A 1,826-nucleotide genomic window follows, 5' to 3' on the forward strand; every position below is an offset into this window, starting at 1 on the left:
GACTCCTGGCTCCTTCTACCCCTCAGGGTTTAGAAGATGTTCCAGAGGTACTGGTTCGTCACCTCGTGATGGAACTGCACCTCGGAGGTCTTGATGAGCGCGCCCAGCGCCTTGGGGCAGCGGTCCGCCTGGAGTTGCTTCACTTCCGCGAACTTCGAGTGGACGCCCTCGCCGAGCAGTTCCATCGCCAGGCGGCTGCCCTTGAACAACCTGATCGCGTCGTAGATGTTGTCCGGCAGGAAGCGCGTGCGCGAGCGGCGGATCTCGGTCTCGGCGTCCTCGGGGAGCGGTGCCTCGAGGCCGGCGCGGAGGAGCGAGTAAATGGCCAGATAGGGGTTCGCGTCGGGTGCCATCGAGCGGACCTCGATCCGCGCCGACTTCTCGTTGGCGAGCGGGATCCGGATCATCGCGCCCCGGTTGATCGCCGACGCCTTGATCTGGTTCGGCGCCTCGAAGTGCGGATCGAGGCGGCGGTAGGCGTTGACACTCGAGTTGAGGATCAGGCAGACGTCATTCGCGCTCGCGAGGATCCGGTCCACGAAGCTCCACCCGAGCGCCGAGAGATGATCCTCGCCGTTCGGATCCCAGAACAGATTGCAGCCGTCGCGTGTCAACGACAGATTGGTGTGCATGCCGCTGCCGTTGACGCTGGTCACGGGCTTGGGCAGGAAACACGCGGTCATGTCCATCTGCTGCGCAACCTGGCGGCAGATGAGCTTGTAGAGCTGCACCTGGTCGGCCGCGACGCAGGCTTCTGTATAGGAGTAGTTCATCTCGAACTGCGACGGGGCGACCTCGGGGTGGTCCTTCTCGTTCGCAAACCCGAGCGCACGCTGCACCTCGGCCGACATGTCGATGAAGCGCCGCAACCCATCTCCCGGGAGCGAGTGGTAGTAGCCGCCGGTCGAGAGGAACTCGAACTGGCCGGTCGCGGGAAACTGCCGCTCCGCATCGCGGCCCTTGAACAGAAAGCCTTCGATCTCGTTCGACACGTGCGCCACGGTGCCGTCCCGCGCGAAAAGCGTCTTGGTGTAGCTCCTGAGCCGCGTGCGCATATCCGCCGGATACGGCGCACCGTCCCGTTCTTCGACGAGCCCGAACACCAGAACCTTGCCGGGACCGAAGATGTCGGCCGGCAGCCAGTAGAAGGCGCTCCAATCCACCGCCAGCCTGAGGTCCGACTCCGCCTGCTGTGAGAACCCACGGATCGACGACCCGTCGAACGTCAGGTTGTCCGACGCCCCGAGCAGGAACTTCTTGTCGTAGTCGAGCATGTGGAAGCGGCCTTCGAGGTCGGTGAAACACACGGTCACCGCCTTGATGCGCTTCTCGTCCGCCAGGTACTTCTGCCGCTCCTCACGGATCTGGTCCACCGGCGCGCCGGCAAGGCGCTGGCGCTTGGCCACCAGGTTCATCTCCTCGAGCTTGTCGTAGGGAATCTCCAGGAAGTCGCGGAGCGGCGTTTTGTCCATCACTCACCTCTTTGCGTACTTAACGTGACGTGCTTAATGTTATCGGCGCACATGTTAACATCACGAACGCGTCAGTCAATGCTAAGAAACGAGATATTTAGATGTGACTGCGAATTAGGTCACTTGGCAGATGACCTGGGCATGGCGGGTGAGGGCACCGTAGACCGGCATCCGCGGATCGGGCTACGGATCGAGCTTCACCGCGAGCAGTTCCTTGACGGCCGCGACGTCGGCCATGGTCCTGACCATCACCCTCACCGGCCGGCCCTCCACGTAGATTCTGGCCGAGCGGATCTCGGCGCGCACGCGCTTCGACACGCGCCCCGACAGCGCCGCCGCGACCGCCAGTTCGCC

General features: G+C 63.5%; 1 protein-coding gene. It reads right to left on the reverse strand.

Annotated features, from left to right (window positions below):
* Nucleotides 1-29: 29 nt before the first annotated feature.
* Nucleotides 30-1,472, reverse strand: coding sequence for a glutamine synthetase family protein (locus VGK32_20900; protein HEY3384224.1), 1,443 nt, complete (start codon nt 1,470-1,472; stop codon nt 30-32).
* Nucleotides 1,473-1,826: the final 354 nt, after the last annotated feature.

The sequence above is a fragment of the Vicinamibacterales bacterium genome, from assembly GCA_036504215.1.
GTDB lineage: Bacteria > Acidobacteriota > Vicinamibacteria > Vicinamibacterales > Fen-181 > FEN-299.

Coding starts and splice junctions, on each gene's coding strand:
- VGK32_20900 (HEY3384224.1), bottom strand. CDS start 1,472: ATGGACAAAACGCCGCTCCGCGACTTCCTGGAGATTCCCTACGACAAG.